This window comes from Streptomyces sp. CB03234 (genome assembly GCF_001905885.1).
Lineage (GTDB): Bacteria > Actinomycetota > Actinomycetes > Streptomycetales > Streptomycetaceae > Streptomyces.
In genome coordinates, this window is sequence record NZ_LIYH01000006.1 from 226,318 (window position 1) to 243,437 (window position 17,120).

Genomic DNA, 17,120 nt, shown 5'->3' on the forward strand with positions numbered 1-17,120 from the left:
CGGAAACCGGCAGTCAGGAGCGGTCAGGACTGCCGGGACCGGGCATCGGCGGCCTCCCGCGCGCACGCGTACGCCAGCGGGCTGATCAGCTCCTCGGCGTCCGGCAGCCACCGGTTCGCCGGCGTGGGACGGCGCGCCCACTGCACCGCCCCGTGCCCGCCCACCCGGGTCGGCGGCGCCGCCACGTACTGGCCCTCGCCCCGCGCCACCAGGTCGATCCCGCTCGGCGACCAGCCCAGCTTGCGCACCAGGTCCGGCACCTTGGCCGCGGCACCCGGCAGGACGAAGAACATCATCCGGCGGTCCGGGGTGCAGGTGACCGGGCCGAGCGTCAGGTCCATCCGCTCCATCCGCGCCAGTGCCAGGAACCCCGCCGACTCCGGGACGTCCAGCGCGTCGAAGGTGCGGCCCGTCGGCAGCAGGATCGACGCCCTCGGCTGCTTCCCCCACAGCCGGCGCGCCCCCACCGCGCTGCCCGTCGCCTGGGTCGCCCAGTCCGGCCGGGCCGGATGCGCCCCCGCCGCCGGACACGCGGCCTCGCCGCACGAGCACCGCTCCATGCCGTCGACCGCCTCCAGCCAGGTGCCGGGGAACACGTCCCAGTGCCGCTCTTCCGCATACCGCACGGCGCAGTCCAGCAGCTGCTCGCCTCGCTGCTTGGGGATCTGTGCGGCTTCCGTGACTCCGATGGTCTCTTCCACGGACAGCTCAACTACCGGCTTCACAGGGGGTTACGGGGCGCGGGAGGGGAGGCCGAGGAGCATCGATTCGGCATCCGGGGCGCACGGATGCACGGACGGGGGCGCGCATGGGAACCGGGAGCGGTGGGCGGGTAGCCACAGTCGGGGGTGGTGGCAATGCGGCGGTCTCCCGCCATTGCACGACGTATCGGCCTTCATCAGCTCCTGGGCAACGACCGGCGCTTCCGTGTGTTCCGCTGTCTTCCGATCTCTTCCGTAACTGTCCGTGCCCTTCTTGGTGCTTCATCGGTTTCGTCAGTATTCGCAGGTCAACTTCTGCATTCTCCGTATATCAGCCGGGCAGTGATCAGCGAGACTGATCACCGCGGCAACAGGGGGTAGTCATGGCAGCGAGGCCGCTCGTCGCCCGTCAGCCGAACGAACGGCTGCAGGCTCTCATCCAGGAAGCAGGGTGCTCCAACGCCGGGCTCGCCCGCCGCGTCAACATGGTCGGGCAGGAACGCGGGCTCGATCTGCGGTACGACAAGACGTCGGTGGCGCGCTGGCTGCGCGGCCAGCAGCCGCGCGGCCGGGCCCCCGGGATCATCGCCGAGGCGCTCGGCCGCAAGCTGGGGCGTACGGTCACGATCGACGAGATCGGCATGGCCAACGGCAAGAACCTGGCGTCCGGCGTGGGTCTGCAGTTCTCGCCGACCGTGCTCGGCGCCATCGAGCAGGTCTGCGAGCTGTGGCGCAGCGACGTGGGCCGGCGGGACTTCCTGACCGGTTCGACGGTGGCCGCCTCCGCGCTGGTCGAGCCGAGCCGGGACTGGCTGATCACGGGCGCCGACCCGCAGGTGGCCCGGCAGGCCGGGGCGCGGGTGGGGGCGGCGGACGTCGAGGCGGTACGGGCGATGACGGCCGCGCTGGTCGACCTGGACCACCGGTTCGGCAGCGGCCATGTGCGGCCCGTGGTGGTGCACTACCTGAACAGCGTGGTGTCGGGGCTGCTGTCCGGCTCGTACCGGGACACCGTCGGCCGCCGGCTGTTCGCCGCCGTCGCCCGCCTGACGGAGCTCGCCGGGTACATGGCGGTGGACACGGGGCAACCCGGCCTCGCGCAGCGGTACTACATCCAGGCGCTGCGGCTCGCGCAGGCGGCCGGGGACCGCGGGTACGGCGGGTACGTACTGGCCGCGTCCATGAGCCACCTGGCAGCCCAGCTCGGAAACCCGCGTGAGATCGCCCAGTTGGCGCGGGCGGCGCAGGAAGGGGCGCGGGGGCACGTCCCGCCGCGGGCGGAGGCGATGTTCCTGGCGGCCGAGGCGCGGGGGCACGCCCTGCTCGGTGACGTACGCGTGTGCCAGGAGGTGGCGGCCCGGGCGGTGGCCGCGATGGACCGGGCCGACCCGGAGTCGGGCGACGACCCGGAGTGGATCGCCCATTTCGACCGGGCGTACCTCGCCGACGAACTGGCCCACTGCTACCGGGACCTGGGCCGGCCGGAGGAGGCGGCGCGGGCGGCCGGCGAGTCGCTGGACGGGCACCCGGAGACGCGGGCGCGGCGGCGGGCGATCGGCCTGGTCCTGCTGGCCACGGCACAGGTCCAGCAGCGCGAGGTGGAGGCCGCCTGCCACACGGGCACGCGCGCGGCCGAACTGCTCGGCACGCTGCGGTCGTCGAGGGGTGCGGAGTACCTGGAAGACCTGCAACAGCGCCTGGAGCCGTACGCGGACGAGCCGGCGGTCCGCGAGTTCGGTGCGCGGCTGGAGTTGCAGGCGGCGTAGGGTTCCCGGCCGCTGGGACCCCGGCCGCCGGGAAGCCTTTCGGGGCGTCGGCTTAACAGCGTCCTGGGGGAGGTTCTTGTTACTGCTGCCACACACGTGTGCGCGGGCTCTGTGTCACCCGGTAGCGTGAGCCGACGCTTCCGTAGGTTTACAGGTTTACCCGTTCACACGTAGGAGTCCCGGTGACGCAGAGCGGACAGGGTCAGGAGCCGCACCTTCCGGCGGCACGGCCCGCCCACGAGGGTGTCGTGCTGCCCGCCGAGGGCAGTGAGACCTGGGGCACGGCGGGCGCCGGGCCGACCGGGGGCCAGCCGTGGGGCGGCCCCTGGGGACCGCCGGGCGGGCAGCAGCAGCAGCCGCAGCCGGGCCCGTACGACCAGCAGCCGGGGGCGTACCACCAGCAGCAGCACCAGCAGCAGGAGTACGGGACCGTCGCGCAGCCGCTGCCGCCCGAGATGCCGCATGGCGCTGCCGACGCGGACGCCACGCAGTACCTCCCGCCGGTCGCCGGACCGGGCGCAGGACCGGGCGCCGCTCCTGGTGCCGGGCCGATGCCCATGCCGATGCCCATGCCCGCCGAGAGCCCGGCCGAGTCGACGCAGTTCCTCGGCACCCGGCCGTCCGGAAGCCCCGACGCGGACGCCACGCAGTACATGGCGCCCGTCCCGCCCCAGCCGTCCGGCGCGCCCTACGGGATACGCCCCGGGGCGCCCGGCGACCGGCAGCCCCCGGCCGAGTTCGACAGCCTGTTCCGCGACGACGCGGCCGCGACGCAGCACATGCCCTCGTACGGGGCCCAGGCGCCGCACCAGCAGAGCCGGCCGCCCTACCAGGCCCAGGCCCAGGCCCCGCAGGCGCCCCAGCCCGTACCGCCGTACCAGGAGCCGTACCGCGAGCCCGCGCCGCGCCGGCAGTCCAAGCTGCCGCTGATCGCGGCCGTCGTCGTCGGCTGCGCCGTCCTCGGGCTCGGCGCCGGCGCCCTGCTCAGTGGCGGCGAGGACGACAAGAAGGGCACGTCCGACAACACTGGTGTCGCCGCCGCCAGCTCGCCCACCCCCGGCGCCGGCAGCTCCCAGGCGGCGCCCGACCCGGCCAGGACGCAGGCGGAGGCGCTCGACAAGCTGCTCGCGGACAGCAACAACAGCCGCGACACGGTGATCCGTTCCGTCGAGAACATCAAGAGGTGCCAGAACCTCGACCAGGCCGCCACGGACCTGCGCGGTGCCGCGGGGCAGCGCCGTGAGCTGGTGACCCGGCTCCAGGGCCTGGCCGTCGACAAGCTCCCCGACCACGCCGAGCTGAGCAGCGCGCTGACCCGGGCCTGGCAGGCCTCCGCCTCCGCGGACGACCACTACGCGGCCTGGGCCGGCGAGGTCAAGGGCAAGAAGGGCTGCAAGGGCGGCAAGGCGCGCAGCACGGACCGGTTCGCCCAGGGCAACGCGGCCAGCGGTGAGGCGACGGCCGCCAAGAAGCAGGCCTCGGAGCTGTGGAACGGCATCGCAGGGACGTACGGCCTGACCTCGCGCCAGCCGCAGCAGCTCTGACCCGCGGGGAGGGTGACCCGCGGGGAGGGTGCCCGGCCGCGGAGGGAGACCCGCCGCGGAGGCCGACCCGCGGCGGAGGTGCTACAGGGCGGCGGCCTTGCGGAGCGTCGGGCCGACGTCCACGAACCCGTCCTTGTGCGCCACCAGCCGTCCCTTGCGTACCACCTGGAACGTGACCTGGTGGTTCACGATCCGCGGCGTGCCCGGCGTACCGAGCATGTCCTCGTAGCGCCAGCGCAGCGGCGGCGTCAGGCCTCCGGTGTCCACCTGGACCCCGCGGGTGAGCGCCTGGCCGATCCGGCTCGCGGTGATCTCCTCGTCGCCGAGCGATTCGACGACCCGGGTCAGCACGGTGTACGCGATCCAGGTCGTCTGGACGCCCGCGTCGGCCGGGTCGATCCGGTTGTCGGCGAAGGCGTGCTCCCGGATCACCTGCTTCATCCCGTTCCAGCGCTCGTCTCCCGCCTCCGGGTACCAGCCGGTGATGTAGGCGCCCTCGAAGGGGCCGTTCGCGCCGCCGGTGCGGTCGACGAGCGGCTGGTCGACGCTCCCGAGGACCGAGGAGACCTTGACGTCCCGGCCGTCGGGCGGGAGCCGGCGGAAGGAGTCGAAGAAGTTCGCGGTGTGCTCGCCGAGCGCGGCGGTGACGCAGCCGCCCTCCTCGCCGGCCCGCTTGCGGGACTGCCGGGCCTCGTCGGTGTACTCGCCCGCGTCCTCGGCGGCCGGGATGTCGGCGGCGGTGCGGTGGTGGCCCTGGGCCAGACCGGAGTTGAGGATGTACGGCAGGTCGGCGCCGGTGATGGAGTCGGGCCGGACGAGGGAGACGCGGTCGCAGGAGTCCGCGAGCTGGATGCCGTTGCCGGCCAGCAGCGCGGCCTGACCGCCGTTGACGGGGTAGGAGACGGGGCTGCGGAACTCGTCGTCGGTGATGCCGTAGCCGCCGATGTACGGGATGTCCGCGGCCTCCAGCGGGGGCATGAAGGCGCGGCCGTTCTGGCTGTACGAGCCGACGACGGCGACCACGTCCTCCTGGACCGCGCGCCGGGCGCACGCGGCGGCGGCCGCGGGCTCGTTGCCCTCGTTGCAGGTGAGCACGCGCAGCTCGCGGCCGTTGATACCGCCCCGGGAGTTGATCCAGCGGGCGTACGCCTGCCCCATGGCGGGCATGCCGGGCATATTGGTCGCGCGGGTGTTCTCGGGAGCCCAGGTCATCACGGTGATGGGGTCCCTGGAGCCCCCCGTGGCCCCAGGGAGGACCCCGCACCCGGCCAGCAGGCACGCCGAGCCGAGTGCCGCCGCAGTCCTGATGAGGGAGAGGGTGGTGGTGGAGCGTCGCCTGCCAGTACCGGTCATGGTCATGCACAATTCCGCCTCATGGGTAACGCGGGAGTGAGGCCTGTTCAACGCTGGGTGACGCCGAGGTGAATTGCGGGGGGCGGTCACCGGCTCTTTCGGGGGAACGTACGATCGAAACGTGTCAGCTTCCGTGAACTCTTCCCGTCGCGGCCGTCGCTCCTCCACCATGGGCGGCATGCCGCTCAACGACATGCCGTGGTGGCGCTGGCGCGCCAACGTGCGCTCGGCGCTGCACATGCTCTCCGACCCCGTCTTCCACCAGGAGTGCTGGCTGGCCGGCCTGGAGGGGTACGGGGACGTCACCGACGCCGTGTACCGGCTCGTCGAGGACACCTGGCTGGACAACTGGTCCGCGGAGAAGTACGTCGGGACCATATTCCGGGACTCCGGCGAGGCCGCGCTGGTCGACGTCGCGGTGCTGCGGGTGCTGCGGATCATGCACCAGGTCGGGCCGGACGCCCCCGTCTCCGCCTACATGGGGCACCACGGCTGGCCGGAGGCGGTACGGGCGGCCCGGGACGCGCACGTACGGCTGGCCGTCAACGACGGCGAGGACCCGGACGCGCCGCCGCGGTCGCTGGACGTGCTGAGGATCATGACGAGTTCCGTGTGACGTGGTGACGTGGTGACGCTGTGACGTTCCGTGTGACGGACCGCGGTCCGGTGGCCCGCCCCGGATGTGGCATCCTGCCAGGATGACCGACCAGTACGTCCTCACGCTCTCCTGCCCGGACAAGCAGGGCATTGTGCACGCCGTTTCGAGTTACCTCTTCATCACCGGCTGCAACATCGAGGACAGTCAGCAGTTCGGAGACCGGGACACCGGCCTGTTCTTCATGCGGGTCCACTTCTCGGCCGAGGCGCCGGTGACGGTGGACAAGCTGCGCGCGAGCTTCGCGGCGGTCGGGGACTCCTTCGCGATGGACTGGCAGATCCACCGCGCCGACGAGCGCATGCGGGTCGTGCTGATGGTGTCGAAGTTCGGCCACTGCCTGAACGACCTGCTGTTCCGTACGCGGATCGGCGCGTTGCCGGTCGACATCGTGGCGGTCGTCTCCAACCACACCGACTTCGCCGAGCTCGTCGCCTCGTACGACATCCCGTTCCACCACATTCCGGTCACCAAGGACACCAAGGCGCAGGCGGAGGCCGAGCTGCTGGAGCTGGTGCGCGCGGAGAACGTCGAGCTGGTGGTGCTGGCCCGCTACATGCAGGTGTTGTCGGACGACCTGTGCAAGCAGCTGAGCGGCCGGATCATCAACATCCACCACTCGTTCCTCCCGAGCTTCAAGGGCGCCAAGCCCTACCACCAGGCGCACGCGCGTGGCGTGAAGCTGATCGGCGCGACGGCCCACTACGTGACGGCCGACCTCGACGAGGGCCCGATCATCGAGCAGGAGGTCGAGCGGGTGGGACATGACGTCACGCCGGAGCAGCTGGTGGCCATCGGCCGCGACGTGGAGTGCCAGGCGCTGGCCCGCGCGGTCAAGTGGCACGCGGAACACCGCATCCTCCTGAACGGCCGCCGCACCGTCGTCTTCGCGTAGGGGCTCCCGCCCCTACGAACCCGCCCGACACCCCGGGGCCTCCCGGGCCTCCCGGGCCTCCCGGTGGTGCCCGCCCGGGCACGGTTGCCGTTGGGGCCGCTCCGTAGGGGGTGTCCTGGGCTCTCCTTCGCAAGCTCAGTCGTTTTATGCCCAGAACACCCCTCACTGCGCGTCCCCCTCCGGGGCAGTACCCCCCGCCCGGGGACCCGGGGGCGGAGCCCCCGGTTTCGGGAAGGGGCAGGGTGGGGGACCAGAAGCCTCGCCCCCGCCACCCGCGGTCTGAAGCCGCCCGCCGCACGGGGGCAGCGGGCGCGGCCCCGGAACGTGGCCCGGGGCGCCTCGCCCGCGCGCCGGCGGGGGCCGAGGCCCCGGTTTGCTAGAGGCGGCTCAGGGAGGCCGCGGCGAAGAGGACGTCGCGGATGGCCTCCCGGTCGCCGTCCTGGCCCGCCGCGGCTTCCTCCGGGGTGATGTGGCCCGCCACCAGCTGGCAGAACTCCACGCCGTCCAGCGCCACCTGTGCGACCTTCCGGTCCGGGCAGCCGATCGCCGCCGGGGAGTCCAGGGCGATGTACCAGTCGCCGCCGCCGGAGCCCTCGACCTCCAGGTGGAGCGAGCGGCCGGGCGCGCCGGCCGTCACGAGGTGGCGGGGCGGGGCGGCGAGCCCCGCGCGGCGGCGGTCGGCGAGGGCGGCCGGCAGTAAACGGGCCGCCAGGTCGATCATGCCGTGCAGGTGGGCGCCGCTGGGCGGCTCGTACGGGTAGTCCACGGCGGCCGCGATGTCGTCCGCGTGCACCCAGCACTCGAAGGCCCGGTCGAGCAGCGCGTCGCGCAGCGGCAGGGAGAACTCGCCGTACGACACCGACAGTTCGGCCACCCCGCGGCCCGCGAAGGAGACCGTGCGGATCAGGGTGTGCGCCTGCTCGCGCCAGGGTTCGCGGATCGCTCTGGTGGGCGGGTGGTGCGCGCCCTGCCAGTACGCCTCGGTGCGCTCGGCCGGGGTCTTGGCCGACAGTGAGTCGTCCAGGCCGATCGCCGTCGCGACGAGGCCGTCGACGGCCAGGAGGTGGCCGATCACCCCGGCGACGGTCGTGCGGCGGCTGACGGAACGGTCGCGCTCGAACCACTTGAGCCGCACCGGCGCGTGCCACTCGGCGTCGCCGATGTCGCGCAGCAGCGCGTCGAGCCGGGCCGTCTCCGCGTCGTAGGGCCCGGCCCAGTCGGGCACGGGGATGCGCGCGGGGCGGCGGCCCAGGCAGTTCTCCAGCACCCGGGAGCGCAGCAGCGGGTCGAGGTCCAGGTCCCGCTCGTGGTGGAGCAGCCCGACCGCGTCGCGCAGCCGCAGCGCCTCCTCCGCGCAGGGCGCGCACTCGGTGAGGTGCTCCTCGACGGCGGTCGTCTCCTCGGGCGAGCAGGCGGACAGCGCCCACGCGCCGAGCAGCGACTGCAGGACCTTGTGCGGCAGGGGCGGCGGTGGGGCCTCGGGGGCGGGCAGCGCCTCGTAGTTGTCGGCGGCCCGTCTCGGGGACGGTATGCGCGGCACGCCGCCCACCTCCTCGTGGCCGTCGTCGTGGCCATCGCCGTCGAGCGGCCCGGTCATAGCGCCCGTCCGTCCAGTGGCCGGGTGTTCGCGGTGGACAGCAGCTGGAGCCCGAGCCGCAGCCGGCGCCGCGCCTCGTCCTCGGTCACGCCGAGGTCCGCGGCGGTCTGGCGGTAGTCCCGGCGCTGGAAATAGGCCAGTTCCAGCGCGGCGCGCAGGGACGACGGCATGGACTGGACGATGAAGTCCGCGCGGGCGGACACCGCCGCGCGGCGCACCTTCTGCTCCAGCTCCTCCGTGGAACCGCCGCCCCGCTCCGCGTACGCCCTGGCCTCCGCCTGGCGCAGCCGGTGCACGGCCTGGCGCCGGGTCAGCTTCGCTATCCAGGAGCGCATGGAGCCCTCGCGTCTGGGGTCGTACGCGTCCGGGTTCTCCCACACGTACCCGAACACCTCGCGGGTGACCTGGTCGGCGGCCGACTCGTCGTCCAGGACGCGGTGCGCCGTGTTGTGCACGAGGGAGGCGAACCGGTCGTACAGCTCACCGAGGGCGGCCGCCTCGCCGCGCGCCAGGCGCTGCTGCATCTTGCGGTCCCAGCGCGGTGGTGTGTCCTTCGCCATACGGAGCCCTCCCGACCCGACTCCTCTCGAATGTAGTGCGCCGCACCGACAACGCGCCCCTCTTTGTGGCAAGTGCGCGCCAAGGGGTTCCGTGAGGGTAAGGAAACCGTCACTGTGCGTGGATCGTGTTTCATGGGGGGAGGACGGGGCAGCAGCGGCGCAAAGGAAGCACTGCTTCCGGTTGGTTGTCCTGGTGTTCCCGGTTGGATCGGCGAAGGGTAGGCGCGTGACGCTCACGGTGGACGAAGCGGAGCACGGCGCCTGGACCGTGCTCAGCATCCAGGGCGAACTGGACCTGGTCTCCTCACCCGTTGTCCGCAGGTGTGTGCACAAGGCGGTCGCCGAGGGCAGGCGGGACGTCGTCCTGGACCTGTCGCAGGTGCTGTTCTGCGACTCCAGCGGCGTCGGCGTGCTCATCGCGTCCCGCCGGCTGCTGCACTCCTGCCGGGGCCGGCTGCGGCTGATCCTGCCCGCCCAGGGGGCCGTGGACGGCTCGCACGTCAACCGGGTGCTGGCCGCCCTCGGCGTACGGCGGCTGTTCGCGGTGTACGCGGACGTCGCCTCCGCGACCGGCGAGGAGGACGAGCAGCTGTCCGCGTGACGGCGGCCCCTTCGCGTCGTACCCTCCCGGCATGGACGCAGAGGACTTGTACCAGCGCCGGATCGCCTCCCGTTTCGCCGCCTTCGACCAGGACGGCAACGGCTACATCTCGCGTGAGGACTTCACGACCGCGGCCACCCGGCTGCTGGAGGAGTTCGGCACCTCGTTCCGTTCGGACAAGGGGCAGGCGCTGGCCGGTGGCGCCGAGGCCTTCTGGCAGGGGCTGGCGGGGATCGCCGACGTGGACGGTGACCAGCGGGTGAGCCGGGGCGAGTTCGTCAGCGGCGCCGTGAAGCGGCTGCGGGACAACCCCGACCGGTTCGCCGAGATCGCCCGGCCCTTCGTGCGCGCGCTGCTCGCCGTCGCCGACCAGGACGGTGACGGGAAGGCCGGGACGGCGGAGGTGGAGCGCGCCCTGCTGGCGCTGGGCGTCGAGTCGCACACGGCCGCGCTCGCGGCCGAGTCGCTGGACCTGGACCGCAGCGGGCTGGTCGACGAGGAGGAGGCCGTCACGGCCTTCGCCCGGTACTTCATGACCCAGGAGCCCTAGGGGCGCGAGTAGCGTTCGCGCAGGCGGTACTTGAGCACCTTGCGCAGGGTGTCGTTGCGGGGCAGGGCGTCCACGACCTCCAGTTGCTCCGGCAGCTTGTGGACGGACAGGCCCTCGTCGCGGAGGAACGCGGTGAGCGTGTCGAGGGTCAGCTCTCCGTCGCTCTCGACGACCGCGCACACCCGCTCCCCGCGCTCCGGGTCCGGCAGCCCGATCACCGCCGCGTCCCGTACGGCGGGATGCCGGTGCAGCAGGTCCTCGATCTCCTTGGCCGAAATGTTCTCGCCCTTACGGATGATGATGTCCTTGACACGTCCGGTGAGCACGAGGTGGCCGGAATCCGTGAGGTACCCGAGGTCCCCGGTCCTGAGGAAGCCGTCGTCGTCGAACGCCTCGGCGGTCTGCGCCGGGTCCAGATACCCCGTGCACACCGCCTCGCCGCGCAGCCGCACCTCGCCGTCGACGACGCGTATCTCCATCCCTTCCGGCGGCCTTCCCTCGGTGGTGGCGAGGTGGTCGTCGGTGTCGTCCGGCGATCCCATGGTGATCATCGGGACCTCGGTCATGCCGTAGCCGTGGGTGAGGCGGCAGCCCATCTCCCGTACGACGGCGTGGTACAGCTCCGGCGGCTTGGGCGCCCCGCCGCCCGCGAGCAGCCGGAGGGTGGGGATGAGCCTGCTCCCCGGTTGCTTGCGCTGCTCGGCGAGGAACATCGCGTAGAAGGCGGTGGAGCCGCCGGCCGTGGTCACGCCGTGCGCGCGGTAGGCCTCCAGTGCGTCGGGGAGGGCGAACTTCTCGATGAGGGCGGCGGGGAACCCGTACAGCAGGAGCATGACGAGGTAGTCGAGGCCCCCTATGTGCGCGAAGGGGAAGGCGATCGAGCCGACGTCGTCGGCGGTCAGGCGCAGCGCGTGGGCGAGGCAGGAGCCGCCGGCGATCAGTGAACGGTCGGTGTGCAGGACGCCCTTGGGGTCGGACGTCGTGCCGGACGTCCAGTAGATCCACCGCACGTCCGTCCCGGTGGTGGGGGGCGGTGCGGGCAGGCTGGAGGGGTCCGCGTCGGGGAGGGTGTCGTACGCCTCGAAGACGCCGCGTGCGCCGAGGCGGTGTGCCATGGCGGTGTGGTCGAAGCCGCGCCACTCGCCCGGTACGGCGAAGAAGGCGGCCTTGGACTCGCGCAGCGCGAAGCCCACCTCCCGGTCCCGGTGGAAGGGGATGACGGGGGACTGGACGGCGCCGAGGCGGGCCAGGGCGACGGTGAGGACGACGGTCTCGACACGGGTGGGCAGTTGCCAGGCGACGACGGTGCCGGGGCGTACGCCCATGTCCCACAGCCCGGCCGCCGTCCGCTCGGCGCGGTCGCGAAGGCCGCCGAAGGTGAGGCTCCGGTCGTCCTGGAGGAGGGCGGGGCGGTCGGGGGTGAGGCGGGCGCGGCGTTCGACGAGCTCCCACAGGGTGCGCGAGGCGCCCAGGGCGTGTGCGGTGTCGGTGTCGGTGTCCGGCACGGTGCGCTCCTCCTTGGCTGACGATCCGTCAGTTCCGTGCGGTGAGCGTAGGGCGGTACGCCTTGCCGGTCCAGGGGTGCGGGGCTAGCCTGCGCGCAGAAGAGCTGACGACTCGTCAGAAAGGGGAGGCGTCATGACGAAACTGCCTCGCATCACCGGCGTCGGCCCGGGCCCCGTCTGATGGACCTGGCCCACACCGAGGAGGAAGAGGACTTCCGGGCCCGGCTGCGGAAGTGGCTCACGGCCGTGCTGCCCGGCCTGCCGCCGAAACCCGACCCCACCGACTGGCCGGGACGCCGCGCCTATGACACGGCCTGGCAGCGGATGCTGTACGACGCCGGGTACGGCGACCTGCACTGGGCGGCGGCCCCCACCCTGCGGCTGATCTTCCTGGAGGAGACCGAGCTGGCCGGCGCGCCCTATGTGGGCGCCAACTTCGTCGGCCTGCTGCACGCCGGCCCCACCATCGCGGCCGAGGGCACGGCCGGGCAGCGCGAAAGGTGGCTTCCGCCGATCCTCAAGGGCCAGGACGTGTGGTGCCAGGGCTTCAGCGAACCGGACGCCGGTTCCGACCTGGCGTCCCTGCGCACGCGCGCGTGGCGGGACGGCGACCACTACGTGGTCAGCGGCTCCAAGATCTGGACCTCCCACGCCGAGGTCGCCGACTGGTGCGAACTGCTGGTCCGCACCGACCCGGACGCCCCCAGGCACCGGGGCATCACCTGGCTGGCCATGCCCATGGACGCCCCCGGCGTCACCGTACGACCGCTGCGCACCCTCACCGGGACGGCCGAGTTCGCCGAACTGTTCCTGGACGAGGTCCCCGTGCCCGTCGCCAACCGGGTCGGCGAGGAGAACGACGGCTGGCGGGTCACCATGGTCACCCTGTCGTACGAGCGCGGCACGGCGTTCGCCGGCGAGGTGGTGGCCTGCCGCCGGGTCCTGACCGGGCTGGCGCGCGAGGCGCGGAAGAACGGCCGCTGGGACGACCCCGTGCTCCGGCGCCGGCTGGGGCGGCTGAACGCCGAGCTGCGCGCCCTGTGGCGGCTGATCCAGTGGAACGTGAGCGAGGCCGAGGCGACCGGCTCGGTCCCCGGGGTGGGCGGGTCGGTGTTCAAGCTGCGGTACTCGCACGCCCGCCAGGAGCTGTACGACGCGGCCGCCGAGGTGCTGGGCGGCGCGGACGCGCTCGACCTGGACCGGGAGTGGGTCCACGAGCGGCTGTCGTCGCTCTCGTACACCATCGCCGCCGGGACCTCCCAGATCCAGCGCTCCATCGTCGCCGAGCGGATCCTCGGCCTGCCGAAGGGACGGTGAACGTGCCTTTCCGACTGGACGACGACCAGCGGGCGCTGCGGCGGGGCGTACGGGAGCTGCTGGAGGGTCGGTTCGGGCCGGACGCGCTGCGGGCGGCCGTGGAGGACGGCGGGGAACTCGACCGGGGGCTGTGGCGGGCGCTGGGGGACGCCGGGTTCTTCGCGCTGCGGATGCCGGAGGAGGACGGCGGCGTCGGGCTCGGCCTGCCGGAGGCCGTCCTCGCCTTCGAGGAGGCCGGGCGGGCGCTGCTGCCGGGCCCCCTGGTCGCCACCCACCTCGCGGCCGGGCACGTCCAGGGGGCGGCGGAGGGGGACGTGGTCGTCACCGCCGTGGACGGGCAGCTGGTGGAGTGGCTGGACGCCGCCGACGTCGTACGGGGCGGGGAGGTGAGCGGGGCGCGGCCGGTCCGCTCGGTCGACCCCCTGACGCCGCTGCACCGGGTGCCCCGGGGCGCCGCGTACGGGGACCCGGTGGCCGTGCTGCTCACCGCCGCCGAGCAGCTCGGCAGCGCGGGCCGTACGACCGGGATGGCGGCGCGGTACGCGCGCGAGCGGGAGCAGTTCGGCCGCCCCATCGGCGCCTTCCAGGCGGTGGCCCACCTGTGTGCGGGGATGCTGGAGCGCGTGGAGGTGGCGCGCGGCGCGGTGTACGCGGCCGCCGTCACCGCCGATCCGGTGGACATCGCCGCCGCCAAGCTGCTGGCCGACGAGGCGGCGGTACGCGGCGCCCGGGACTGCCTCCAGGTGTACGGGGGCATGGGCTTCACCTGGGAGGCCGACGTACACCTGCACCTCAAGAGGGCGTGGGTGCGGGCCCGGCGGTGGATGGGGACGGCCGAGGCGGAGGAGGTGTGCGCGGCGGCGCTATGAGCCACCGAGAGTGAGGCGTTCCCATAAGGGTGAGGCGGTCACGCAGCGTTGATACCGGGTTGTTGTCTTCCGGGTGCTCGTAACGGGCCGGAGTCGGTGCCTGCCTCCGGTAGCCTCCGTGGGATGCGAGTGGTTCAGAGGCCGGTGCGTTCCGGTGGTGCCCGTGCGGCAGCTCCGCGCCCGGGAATGCCCGCCGCTCGTGCCCCTCGGTGGGGCGGTGCGCCCCCCTGTTCGACTACCCGCAGCGTGCGTCGCACAGTATGCACCACGCGTACTCCTTCGCGCTGGAATATGCCCGAAGCGCTTGTTGCGGTGACTGTACGTCAACCATGCTGTCCCACAGGTAAATCACGTTCAGTGACAACTGTTACGGGTGTGGTCGCTGTGAGACACGAGGCGATGTGTCCGCCGGTTCGGATGGTGTGAGCGGTGCAGGTGCTTCAGGTGCAGTTGGAGATCGGCCCCGATCCAGCAGAGGTCGGCCGGGCCCGGAGATGGGCGCGGTCACGGCTCGCCGGTTCGGGGATAGGGGATGACGAGCCACTGGCCGAGACGCTGGTGCTGCTCATTTCGGAACTCGTCACCAACGCCGTGGTCCACACCGGCTGTCCGGCCGTACTGCGGATGCTGTTCGGCGCGGGCGCGGCGGAGGCGGGGACGGTACGGGTGGAGGTCGCCGACGCCAGCGCCCGCCCCCCGCGCCCGCGTCACGCCGACGGTGACGACACCAACGGGCGGGGCCTGGAGCTGGTCGACGGGCTCGCCGACCGGTGGGGGTGGCAGCGGGAAGGCGCCGGCAAGAGCATCTGGTGCGAGGTGGACCGGGGCGTGCCGGTGGTGACGGGGGTGGTGCATGAGCCTGGTGGATACGCGCCGTCGTGCGCCGTCACAAATCGGGCATAACGGATGTATACCTGAATAGGTGTTGACGGCCCGTGCCTGTCTGATCACCCTTGGAGCAGCGATTCGTGGCGAGGGGACGCCGAGGGCTTGACGCCCTCGGCGAGTGCGGGTCGCGGCTCGGCGGCGGCTCCTGTTCAGGGCCCTCGGGGTGAGCTCGCCGGAGCCGGGTGGCGGCCGTCGTGCCGTGCTCGGGGCGCGCACGGGTGCGCCGCCACCCAAGGATCAGCCGGGTGTCACGATCGCCGGGCGATGCGATCACGCGGGCGTCACGATCACGTGGACGACGCGATCATCCGGACGTCACGATCGCCGGGCGACGCGATCACGCGGACGTCACGATCACGTGGACGACGCGATCGCCGGACGTCACCGTCACAGAACCGCCACCGGGGCCACCGGGGTTCCCGTGGCGCCCGCGAACGGTTCGGGCATCGCGGCCAGCAGGAACGCGTACCGCCGCTCCTGTGCACAGGCTGTGGACAGTTCCTCCAGGTTCCAGTTCTGGCCCTGGAGCATGCCCATCTCCACCAGGTGCAGCGCGTGCACCGGCAGCCACAGGTCCTCGATCTCCGGCGGGAAGATCTCGAAGGTGAGCGTGTCGTTCGCGACGGCCGCCACATCGCGGGCGTGGAACCACTCGGGCGTACGGACCGACAGGCCCGGCGACGGATAGCCGTACGCATGCTTGTCGCCCGCCCGGTACACCTGCACCTGACCCGTCCGTACGAGCACGATGTCGCCCGCCCGGACGCGCACCCCGCCGAACTCCGCCGCCTCGTCCAGGTCCTCCGGCGTCACCGCGTGGTCGCCCGGCAGCCGCTCGACGCCCTTGGCGCGGGCCACGTCCAGCAGCACCCCGCGCGAGACGATGTGCCGCGCCTTGTCGATACCGCTGAACTCGCTGCGGCCGTGCGGGGTGATGGAGGCGGCGGGCCGGCCGTTGTAGATCCGGCCCGAGTGCGAGACGTGCGTCAGCGCGTCCCAATGGGTGCCAGCCTGGAGCCCGAACGTCACGACGTCGTCGCTGGTCGCGACCGTACCCGGGCCGAACAGCTCCTGGTTGATCTGCACCATGGTGTGCAGCGGGTTGACCCGGCCCGGGATGAGGCCCGTCTGGACGCCGTCCTGGCGCAGCTCCAGCGCGAGCGGGACGCGCAGCCCGCTGCGTACGGCCCCGGCGGCTTCCCGTACGACCTCGTCGGTGATCAGGTTCAGCGTGCCCCGCTCGTCGTCCTCACCCCACCGCCCCCAGTTGTTGACGCGCTTGGCGATCTCGTGGAACGCGGCCGGCAGTGACATGGGGCCCTCCCGGGTCTTGTGCTGGCACAACTGACGCGCCGTAGAATCTAACGGGCCGTCAGATATGGGAAGTGCGGGGAAGGGGCCGGCATGGGGAACTTCTTGGCAGGCAAGGTCGTCGCCGTGACCGGCGCCGGGCGTGGCATAGGGCGCGCCGTCGCCCTCGCCTGCGCCGCCGAAGGAGCCAGGGTCGTCGTCAACGACTACGGCGTGTCGATCGACGGCGCCGAGCCCACCTCGGACATCGCGGCAGCCGTCGTCAAGGAGATCGTCGCGGCGGGCGGCGAGGCCGTCGCCGTCGCCGACGACATCTCCACCATGGCGGGCGGACAGCGCGTCGTGGACACCGCGCTCGCCCAGTACGGCCGGATCGACGGCGCCGTGTGCGTCGCAGGCATCCTGCGCGAACGGATGCTCTTCAACATGTCCGAGGAGGAATGGGACCCGGTCCTCGCGACCCATCTGAAGGGCACGTTCACCGTCTTCCGCGCCGCCTCAGCCGTGATGCGCAAGCAGGGCGCCGGCACCCTCATCGGCTTCACCAGCGGCAACCACCAAGGATCCGTCTCCCAGGCCAACTACTCCGCCGCCAAGGGCGGCATCATCTCCCTCGTCCGCAGCGCCGCGCTCGGCCTGCACAAGTACGGCGTCACGGCCAACGCCGTCGCGCCCGTCGCCCGTACCCGGATGTCCGCCAACGTCCCCATGGAGCTCAAGGAGATCGGCGACCCCGAGGACGTCGCCGCCCTCGTCGTCTACCTGCTCTCCGACCGGGCCCGCGCCGAGAAGATCACGGGGCAGGTGTACACCGTCGCCGGGCCCAAGATCGCGGTGTGGGCGCAGCCGCGCGAACTGCGGGCGGCGTACGCGGCCGAGCCCTGGACACCCGAACGGATCGCCGAGTTCCTGCCCGGGACGGTCGGCACCGACCCCATGCCGCTGCTGGAGCGGCTGGAGGAGATGGCCAGGGCGGCGGCCACCGACTCCCACCCGAACGCGTAGGCC

General features: G+C 72.6%; 16 protein-coding genes. 10 read left to right on the forward strand and 6 right to left on the reverse strand.

Translation table 11 applies throughout. The features are described from left to right. Window positions 1–23: 23 nt before the first annotated feature. Window positions 24–701 (reverse strand): bifunctional DNA primase/polymerase, encoded by a 678-nt coding sequence (locus AMK26_RS26760; protein ID WP_073757326.1) that lies wholly within the window; start codon window positions 699–701, stop codon window positions 24–26. Between the two features lie 383 nt (window positions 702–1,084). Between AMK26_RS26760 and AMK26_RS26765 the strand changes: the two genes are divergently transcribed. Then, window positions 1,085–2,467, forward strand: a complete 1,383-nt coding sequence (locus AMK26_RS26765) for a transcriptional regulator (protein ID WP_073757327.1) — start codon at window positions 1,085–1,087, stop codon at window positions 2,465–2,467. A gap of 182 nt (window positions 2,468–2,649) precedes the next feature. Next, window positions 2,650–4,011, forward strand: coding sequence for a hypothetical protein (locus tag AMK26_RS26770; protein ID WP_198944168.1), 1,362 nt, complete (start codon window positions 2,650–2,652; stop codon window positions 4,009–4,011). 81 nt (window positions 4,012–4,092) lie between these two features. Here the strand turns inward: AMK26_RS26770 and AMK26_RS26775 are convergent, their stop codons facing one another. Further along, on the reverse strand, window positions 4,093–5,364 hold the full coding sequence (locus AMK26_RS26775) for an ABC transporter substrate-binding protein (RefSeq protein ID WP_073757825.1): 1,272 nt from the start codon (window positions 5,362–5,364) through the stop codon (window positions 4,093–4,095). Window positions 5,365–5,533: 169 nt separating this feature from the next. On the opposite strand from AMK26_RS26775, the gene AMK26_RS26780 reads away from it, so the two are divergent. After that, window positions 5,534–5,980 carry an SCO4402 family protein gene (locus AMK26_RS26780; RefSeq protein WP_073757329.1) on the forward strand — a complete coding sequence of 149 codons (447 nt, stop codon included), beginning with the start codon at window positions 5,534–5,536 and terminating at the stop codon, window positions 5,978–5,980. A gap of 82 nt (window positions 5,981–6,062) precedes the next feature. Further along, window positions 6,063–6,914 carry a formyltetrahydrofolate deformylase gene (purU, locus tag AMK26_RS26785; protein ID WP_073757330.1) on the forward strand — a complete coding sequence of 284 codons (852 nt, stop codon included), beginning with the start codon at window positions 6,063–6,065 and terminating at the stop codon, window positions 6,912–6,914. A 376-nt stretch (window positions 6,915–7,290) separates the two neighbouring features. Here purU and AMK26_RS26790 read toward each other — a convergent pair whose 3' ends face one another. Then, entirely contained in the window at window positions 7,291–8,511 is a 1,221-nt protein-coding gene (locus tag AMK26_RS26790) for a zf-HC2 domain-containing protein (protein ID WP_073757331.1), read from the reverse strand. Beyond that, on the reverse strand, window positions 8,508–9,071 hold the full coding sequence (locus tag AMK26_RS26795; protein ID WP_073757332.1) for a sigma-70 family RNA polymerase sigma factor: 564 nt from the start codon (window positions 9,069–9,071) through the stop codon (window positions 8,508–8,510). The genes AMK26_RS26790 and AMK26_RS26795 overlap by 4 nt, the downstream gene beginning before the upstream one ends. 226 nt (window positions 9,072–9,297) lie before the next feature. Here AMK26_RS26795 and AMK26_RS26800 point away from each other — a divergent pair, with 226 nt between their 5' ends. Together AMK26_RS26800 and AMK26_RS26805 are read left to right on the forward strand one after the other, a co-directional pair. Beyond that, window positions 9,298–9,672 carry an STAS domain-containing protein gene (locus AMK26_RS26800; protein ID WP_073757333.1) on the forward strand — a complete coding sequence of 125 codons (375 nt, stop codon included), beginning with the start codon at window positions 9,298–9,300 and terminating at the stop codon, window positions 9,670–9,672. A 31-nt stretch (window positions 9,673–9,703) separates the two neighbouring features. Further along, window positions 9,704–10,222, forward strand: a complete 519-nt coding sequence (locus tag AMK26_RS26805) for an EF-hand domain-containing protein (RefSeq protein WP_073757334.1) — start codon at window positions 9,704–9,706, stop codon at window positions 10,220–10,222. Here AMK26_RS26805 and AMK26_RS26810 read toward each other — a convergent pair. Continuing rightward, on the reverse strand, window positions 10,219–11,727 hold the full coding sequence (locus AMK26_RS26810; RefSeq protein WP_073757335.1) for a class I adenylate-forming enzyme family protein: 1,509 nt from the start codon (window positions 11,725–11,727) through the stop codon (window positions 10,219–10,221). The genes AMK26_RS26805 and AMK26_RS26810 overlap by 4 nt on opposite strands. A gap of 180 nt (window positions 11,728–11,907) precedes the next feature. Here AMK26_RS26810 and AMK26_RS26815 point away from each other — a divergent pair, with 180 nt between their 5' ends. The 3 genes from AMK26_RS26815 (at window position 11,908) to AMK26_RS26825 (ending at window position 14,816) form a co-directional block, all read left to right on the forward strand. Then, the gene (locus AMK26_RS26815; protein WP_073757336.1) at window positions 11,908–13,044 is read left to right on the forward strand and encodes an acyl-CoA dehydrogenase family protein; all 1,137 of its coding nucleotides are present in this window, start codon (window positions 11,908–11,910) and stop codon (window positions 13,042–13,044) included. Between the two features lie 2 nt (window positions 13,045–13,046). Further along, complete coding sequence (locus AMK26_RS26820; RefSeq protein ID WP_073757827.1) at window positions 13,047–13,913, forward strand: acyl-CoA dehydrogenase family protein; 867 nt, start codon at window positions 13,047–13,049, stop codon at window positions 13,911–13,913. Between the two features lie 429 nt (window positions 13,914–14,342). Continuing rightward, window positions 14,343–14,816, forward strand: a complete 474-nt coding sequence (locus tag AMK26_RS26825) for an ATP-binding protein (protein ID WP_073757337.1) — start codon at window positions 14,343–14,345, stop codon at window positions 14,814–14,816. A 372-nt stretch (window positions 14,817–15,188) separates the two neighbouring features. On the opposite strand, the gene AMK26_RS26830 is transcribed toward AMK26_RS26825, so the two are convergent. Then, entirely contained in the window at window positions 15,189–16,115 is a 927-nt protein-coding gene (locus tag AMK26_RS26830; protein WP_073757338.1) for a cyclase family protein, read from the reverse strand. Window positions 16,116–16,205: 90 nt separating this feature from the next. Between AMK26_RS26830 and AMK26_RS26835 the strand changes: the two genes are divergently transcribed. Next, on the forward strand, window positions 16,206–17,117 hold the full coding sequence (locus AMK26_RS26835; protein WP_073757339.1) for an SDR family oxidoreductase: 912 nt from the start codon (window positions 16,206–16,208) through the stop codon (window positions 17,115–17,117). Window positions 17,118–17,120: the final 3 nt, after the last annotated feature.